The sequence below is a fragment of the Siminovitchia fortis genome (assembly GCF_007681465.1).
GTDB lineage: Bacteria > Bacillota > Bacilli > Bacillales > Bacillaceae_C > Siminovitchia > Siminovitchia fortis.
Window position 1 is genome coordinate 23,770 of record NZ_VEKZ01000049.1, and the last position, 7,004, is coordinate 30,773.

A 7,004-nucleotide genomic window follows, 5' to 3' on the forward strand; every position below is an offset into this window, starting at 1 on the left:
TTCGGTTATCAAAGCTCTCGAAAGAAGTCGTCTATACGATCCTAACGTACGATAGCCCGCCTCTTCAGGCGGGCTTATAAATTGATCGACTGGCGCAATAATTTTTTCAGCAAAGGAAACAGTACATCCGGCAGCTCATCCACATAAGGAGCAATGATGCTGCGATTGCCGTATATATTTTCAAAAACCCTTCTCTGCTCAAATTCCAGACCGGAATTGGATAGGAAAATATTAAAAACTTCTATCCCTTTTTTACGGACTTCCATGACCGCTTCGTGGGTATCCACAATTCCATTATCATAATCATATGCTGCTGGCTCCCCGTCGGAAAAAACGATAAGGAACTTTTGCTTTTCCGTTCTGGCAAGCAGTCTTTCGGCCGCAATTCTGATGGCATACCCGTCTCTATTATCCTCCATGGCATCCAGTTCCATAATTTCCGGGCCAGATAGTTGTTGCAGAGACTTTGAAAACGGAATAGCCTGAAAAAAATAATTAGGCTGATCATCCGCAGCCGCCTCGTTAGCATCCTCCCAAAAACCGATGACCTCATGAGGTACGGCTACAGACTTCAACGCTTCATGAAACAGAATGACCCCCCGCTTCGTCTCTTCCATTTTATCAATCATAGACGCCGAGCAATCTACGAGCAGAATAAACGAGGCATCAATTTCTGTCCCCGGATATGATTTTTTGTAAAAGAGTTTGGGATGTTCGTCCGTGAAGAAAGATAAAAGGTTTTTTCCAAGGCGTCCCATTTGCAAATGTGTCCGGGGATCTGTCTCTTTCTTTTCCATTATGCGTTCAATGATGTTTTTTAATTTTTTATGGTAAAACCTAACATCTTTTTCAAGTTTTCCATACACAGCCAGTGCCTCATTATCCGGTTTTCGGGCATTCAGAAATACTGGGCGCGCATTCTTATTGGCTCTGCCATATTTACTTTTTCCTCCGAGGGCTTCGGATTCATCCGGACTGGTTAATTCCAGCCTGCTATAGTCCTTTTTGTCCGTTTTCTTGCTCCGGCCCTGCACAATCGCAAGCGCCTGATCCCCTTCTTCCCCCTCTCTTTCACTGCCGCCGGCAATATCGGTCTTTGTGCCCTGATCCAATTCGAATTGCATAAAGCTCTTTCCCGGCCTGTCCGTTTCCCTGTGCCATGTCTTCATTTCCTCTTCTTGCACATGTTCATCTCCGCTTGCTTTTTCTTCTGCCATATCATCGTTTTGCAGAGGATCTTTTCTTAAAAGATCTAAAAACGGCAGGTCGTCCGGCAAATTTTGCTCCCGTCCCGGCAAATGAAAATATTCATTGATCATGTCCGATTTTAAAACCGGGGCTGCCCTTTCCATGATCCTTAGGCAAATATCCGCAGCATCCTTGGTAGAATTGGCATCATACAGATCTTCAATTTCGCTGCGGATAAAAGGAATGCTCTCGTCAATTTCCGGATTAAAGGATGGGATTGTCAGAACGGGACTGCCGGAGTTCAAAAACAGATAAACCAAGTTGAACAATGCATCCGCAAAAAGATTTTTCTCTAAATTTACAATTAATTGGGAATTGAAGTATTCCGTGTACATTTTCCGCCTGACATCAAATTCATTCCCCATTCCAGGCCTTTCCTTTTTACATAGCTCCTCAATTCTTAAATCTTCGGCAAGCATAAGAAGCTGTCCTGCAAAACGGGGAACTGGAAAAGTAACCATAATATCCCTGAATGCATCAACAGCCTGAAAATCGGTAAAACTCCTGTTCCCAAGTGCACGCAAATACACGTCACTCTTCATGCCCGATTTCTTTATCCCTTCCGGCCGATGATTCCAAAAATGGCTGACAAACACTTTTCGGTCCCTTGTGCTTAAATAGGAATGCACACGAAACTCCGTTTCATAAAGTGCAGATTTTGCCAGGGTTTTAGCCAGATCCGAAAGTTCCAGCAAAAGAAACGTGTCGGCTTTTTCATCATTGAAATCAATGAAGCGATACATACCTGCCACCTCTATTTAAACAGCGTCGAGGCAATATTCAACACGGCTGCCTTCTCCCGCTCTTCCTCCAGTTTATCGGAAATTCCTCTGCGAACCGCCCTGAGCGGCTCCATATAGACCGCAAGATCACAAGTGTCAATCAGCGCTCTGACTGACGCCGCTTCCTCGGGTATGATTCCGCTCTTGACCTGGACAAGCAAATCGGCCGATAACCGAACAAATTGATCGATCATTTTCTCATTGTCCAATTTGCTCTCCTGTTTGATGACATTTCTTAATACTTCTCCCTGGACATAAGGGATATCGATGATGATAAATCTGTTTTTCAAAGCTTCGTTCAATGGAACCGTACCGACATAACCTTCATTAACCGCCGCAATAACGCCGAATGTCTCTTTCGCGTGTATGACTTCGGCCGTCAAAGGATTCGCCAACATTCTCCGATAATCCAATATGCTGTTTAAAATGGGCAATGTTTCAGGCTTTGCCATATTAATTTCATCAATATAAAATAGATGGCCTTTCTCCATTGCATTTATGACAGGACCCGGAATAAATTCAATCTTGCTTGCCCCTTCGCTTTGGGTAATCGTTTTGAAGCCGAGAAGTGCTTCCGTATCTGTATCAACGGAACAATTGACACTTTGCATCGGCTGGCCGAATAATTTTGACAATGATTCCGCAAGTTTTGTTTTACCGGAGCCTGTGGGGCCTTTCAATAAAATATTTTTTCCGAGTGACAAAGCAATGACAGCATCCAGCAAAAGTGTCTCATCCTCCGCCAGAAATCCATGTTCGCCGATCAATTCCTCTTGGTAAAAAGAGAATGCCCGCTTTCTCTTGTCTATCATGTTTTGAATATCACCGGGCAGTTCTGCTAGATTCAACGTGAACAATCCTTTCTTCTTCGCAATTCAAATTTCTATATCATTTTATCAAATCAACCGCAAAGAAAAAAAGCGTGCTGTTTCAGCATGCTTATTGTTCACTGCTCAGAGCGTCATTCATATCATCTGTACCAAGGAAGATTGTTTTCGTGCTTTGGGGCTCCTGATCATACGTATATAAGCCGCGTCCGATTTTAATGATTTTCGGGTCCGCTTTCGTAATGGTATTCATAAAGGTTGTCATATTGGCGATTTGAAACCCCGTCTGTTCTTCGATAATCCGTTTTAGATCTATTCCCCTGATCGGTGCGTTCTGTTCTTTTAAAATCCTGATAGCCGTATCCCGCATTTTGGTGGTTTTGCTCCTTCTGGATGGCCTTGCCCTTCTTGACTTCGTCATTTCCGGGCGGTTCTGTTCAAAATTCTCATCAGGTGCTTCCAAATATTTGTTGACGGATTCCAGTAAATGAAACTCTTCGTCCGAAGCGGCTGTATCCGAACCTTCCTCCCTGTCAAGTTCACGCAGCCGATTGAATATAAACGCCCTTTCCTTTTGAAACACCCTGGCCAGCCTCTCTTCCGCATCCTGCATTTGCTCCAGCCTCAATTTTAACGCAGCTCTTTCATCAAACATAAAACACCCTCCTTCAATTTTGTTCTGATATGTTCATTATAAAATGTCCAAACGAAAATAGTAAGAAAAAAATGATAATTAATAAAAATATTTTTATTCACTTTCGAAACTTGTCAATTTATGCAGACAAGTTTTCCAAGGGTTTTATTTGTAAATTTAATATATTCATAGTAGACTTGTATTTGGAAGCGGTTACCTAACTTCTTCAGCCAGTTTCCTTGGAAAATATTTTAAGGAGGAGTTCAATGAGCCAAGTAACAATGGATGTAAAAGAGAAGGTGGAAAAGTTTTTACAGGGGACAAAAAATCTTTATATCAATGGAGAGTTTGTTGAAAGTGCGGATGGAAAAACTTTTGACACCCCCAACCCTGCCACGGGAGAAACACTGGCCACTTTATATGAAGCGGGCGCGGAAGATATAGATCGCGCAGTAAAAGCTGCACGAAAAGCATTCGACGAAGGTAAATGGTCCAAAATGAGCGCAGCTGCCAGAGGGCGGCTAATGTACAAGCTTGCGGATTTAATAGAAGAGAATAAGGAAGAGCTTGCGCAGCTGGAGACCCTTGACAACGGAAAGCCCATCCGTGAAACAATGAATGCGGACCTTCCGCTTGTTATTGAGCATATGCGCTATTATGCAGGTTGGACGACAAAGATTACAGGACAGACGATTCCTGTATCAGGGCCATTCTTTAACTATACGCGCCACGAGGCTGTAGGTGTAGTAGGCCAAATCATTCCATGGAACTTCCCGTTATTGATGGCGATGTGGAAGCTTGGGGCAGCGCTCGCCACCGGATGTACCGTCGTATTGAAACCTGCGGAACAAACGCCGCTTTCCGCATTATACTTAGCTGAACTCATTGAAGAAGCAGGATTCCCGCCAGGGGTCGTTAATATTGTACCAGGCTTTGGTGAGCCTGCAGGATCTGCACTTGTGAACCATCCGGATGTGAACAAAATCGCATTTACAGGCTCGACAGAAGTTGGAAAGAAAATCATGGAGCAATGCGCAAAAACCGTTAAGCGCGTCACTTTGGAGCTTGGTGGAAAGTCTCCAAACATCATCCTTCCTGACGCGGACTTGACCAAAGCAATTCCAGGAGCGCTGAACGGTGTCATGTTCAACCAAGGACAGGTATGCTCCGCCGGTTCACGTGTGTTCATCCAAAAGAAAAACTTTGACAATGTGGTAGCCGATATGGCCTCCCATGCGAAAAACATAAAACAGGGTGCCGGGTTGAACCAGGATACTGAAATGGGGCCGCTCGTTTCGGCTGAACAGCAAAACCGGGTATTGAACTACATCGAAAAGGGGCTCAGTGAAGGGGCTGAACTGCTTGCAGGCGGACAGAAGCCTCATGACCAGGGTTATTTCGTAGAGCCGACTATCTTTGCGGATGTCAGGGACGACATGACAATCGCCAAGGAAGAAATCTTTGGTCCAGTTATTTCCGCCATGCCGTTCGAGGATCTTGATGAGTTGATTGAACGTGCAAATAACACCGAATATGGATTGGCAGCGGGCCTGTGGACGCGTGATGTCGCAAATGCACACTATGTGGCAAACCGTCTTCGTGCCGGAACTGTTTGGGTCAACTGCTATAATGCTTTTGATGCAGCTTCTCCGTTTGGCGGGTTTAAGCAGTCAGGCCTTGGAAGAGAAATGGGTTCATACGCCCTGAATAACTATACTGAAGTCAAGAGCGTATGGATCTCGATGAAATAAAACCTAATACGGAGTCCCCTTTTAGAGGACTCCGTTTTTCATGTTAAAAACCGGTCGAAAATTGTCGCTTTTTGTTAGATTAATTTCAACAAAACGCTTTCAAATTTATCCGAAAACAGGTAAAATAAAAAATGAAAATAAAGAATTATTCAATTTCACGAGGAGGTTTTTGCACATGAAGATTATGACCAATGAACAGTTAGTTGCAGCCTACCGAGACGCGAAAAAGAATGATCATGGTGCCGATTGGATACGTCTATTGAAAATGGAAATCAGAAAACGGGGCCTGAATCCGTAAAGTTGAAAAACTTTTAGCATATAAATAAAACTCGCGTGCCTGGATGGCACGCTTTTTTAAGCGTCCAGGAAATTATCACTAGCGTTGCATTAAATTTTCAAGCAAAAGTCAAGTAATTTAACTCGCACACAAACTATCAAAATGTTAAAAATCATCCCAATTTTCATTAAAAATAAACACAAAAAAACCTTATAATTAGGGCATGGTAGTCCTGTCCAAATCCCTAACTATAAGGAGCTTCACATGGACAATCATACCATAAAAACAGTATTCAAGGAATACATTCATCCATTAGACAGCCATGAGGAGTAAATTTATGTTTTTTAGCCCTTAAAACAGAAAAAATACTTATCCACTTATGTAAAAAATTACCAGACGATTTTTCTGTGATAAAAGTCAACACGAACCCAATTTATGATTTTTGGCTTTAAAGTTGTGGATAACTATAAAAACTCTTCCTTAGCATCACATCCTTTGATAAAATAGAAATGCTAGGTAAACCTGATTTGCATCGGTTTTCCTAATTGGTGTAAGTCCTCGGCTGTTAAAATGCGGGTGCGAATCGCTTCCAACAGATCCGAGGCTTTTTCTTTTACCGATTTTTTCAGGCCTTTTAGGATCTTGGCGCCATTAAGGTACAACTGAACCAGGATGTCGGCGATCTGCACCAGAAGGTAATGGTTTTTCATGGCCGTATAGTTATGGGAATTCACATGCTCGATATCATGCCATCCGTTTTTCTGGTGGTTAAAACCCTCGTTTTCTATTTTCCAGCGACTCCGTCCCGCCTGAACGAGTCTTTCCGCATTCCTTTTAGTGATTCTAATGTCCGTAATAAACAAAAATTCCTTGTCCTCTTTCTCCAATACTGCTTCCAAAAGATTCACGCGTCTGTCGTTATATGGAATATCGGGGGCCCAAACAAACTTGCCTCCCTCTTTGTTTTCGTATTTGTTATTTTTGTTGTTTTTGTTGTTTTCCTCCAGTAATTTGATGGCCTGAAACTCGGTCGCGATGCTTTCAATCCTGCCTTCCTTGAAACGGAAGATGTATTTCCATTTATTTTTTTCACAGATGTCAAAGACAGGTTCACATGCATAGAGGCTATCACCCAAAAGGCAGATAGGCAGGCGTTTGAACGTGCTTTTGATTTTCTTGGCCAGCCTTTTGAATGCCTTTAGTTCACAGTCCTGCTTGGGGACATCTTCCGATTCGTTTTCAATAAACTCTGTAGCGATGCTGAACACCATATCCCCAACGACAAGCTTTGCTTCCAATACATGATGCATATAGATAACCTTTGTTTTTTCCCCGGTTTCTTTATCCTTGTATTCCCGTCTCAGACAATGCTCACAGTGCTTCTCCTTAAAAGTATGGATTCCCGTGCCATCCACAACAATGGTGTAAACTAGCACATTATTTCAGACACCTAATTTCAAATTAACTCCGGTGAAAAACCTGAAA

Annotated in this window: 6 protein-coding genes; 2 read left to right on the forward strand and 4 right to left on the reverse strand. The window is 42.9% G+C overall.

Annotated features, from left to right (window positions below):
- Nucleotides 1–74 precede the first annotated feature (74 nt).
- The 3 genes from FS666_RS14375 to FS666_RS14385 all read right to left on the reverse strand — a co-directional run bounded on the left by FS666_RS14375 (nucleotide 75) and on the right by FS666_RS14385 (nucleotide 3,512).
- Complete coding sequence (locus FS666_RS14375; protein WP_144461709.1) at nucleotides 75–1,991, reverse strand: vWA domain-containing protein; 1,917 nt, start codon at nucleotides 1,989–1,991, stop codon at nucleotides 75–77.
- Nucleotides 1,992–2,002: 11 nt separating this feature from the next.
- Complete coding sequence (locus FS666_RS14380) at nucleotides 2,003–2,842, reverse strand: ATP-binding protein (protein WP_144461720.1); 840 nt, start codon at nucleotides 2,840–2,842, stop codon at nucleotides 2,003–2,005.
- A gap of 127 nt (nucleotides 2,843–2,969) precedes the next feature.
- The gene (locus FS666_RS14385; RefSeq protein ID WP_120072464.1) at nucleotides 2,970–3,512 is read right to left on the reverse strand and encodes a Rok-like winged helix domain-containing protein; all 543 of its coding nucleotides are present in this window, start codon (nucleotides 3,510–3,512) and stop codon (nucleotides 2,970–2,972) included.
- A gap of 245 nt (nucleotides 3,513–3,757) precedes the next feature.
- Between FS666_RS14385 and FS666_RS14390 the strand changes: the two genes are divergently transcribed.
- Together FS666_RS14390 and sda are read left to right on the forward strand one after the other, a co-directional pair.
- Nucleotides 3,758–5,242 (forward strand): aldehyde dehydrogenase family protein, encoded by a 1,485-nt coding sequence (locus FS666_RS14390; RefSeq protein WP_144461711.1) that lies wholly within the window; start codon nucleotides 3,758–3,760, stop codon nucleotides 5,240–5,242.
- Nucleotides 5,243–5,417: 175 nt separating this feature from the next.
- Nucleotides 5,418–5,540 carry a sporulation histidine kinase inhibitor Sda gene (sda, locus tag FS666_RS14395; RefSeq protein ID WP_120072471.1) on the forward strand — a complete coding sequence of 41 codons (123 nt, stop codon included), beginning with the start codon at nucleotides 5,418–5,420 and terminating at the stop codon, nucleotides 5,538–5,540.
- Nucleotides 5,541–6,031: 491 nt separating this feature from the next.
- Here the strand turns inward: sda and FS666_RS14400 are convergent, their stop codons facing one another.
- Nucleotides 6,032–6,955, reverse strand: a complete 924-nt coding sequence (locus FS666_RS14400; RefSeq protein WP_144461714.1) for a transposase — start codon at nucleotides 6,953–6,955, stop codon at nucleotides 6,032–6,034.
- Between the last annotated feature and the right edge of the window lie 49 nt (nucleotides 6,956–7,004).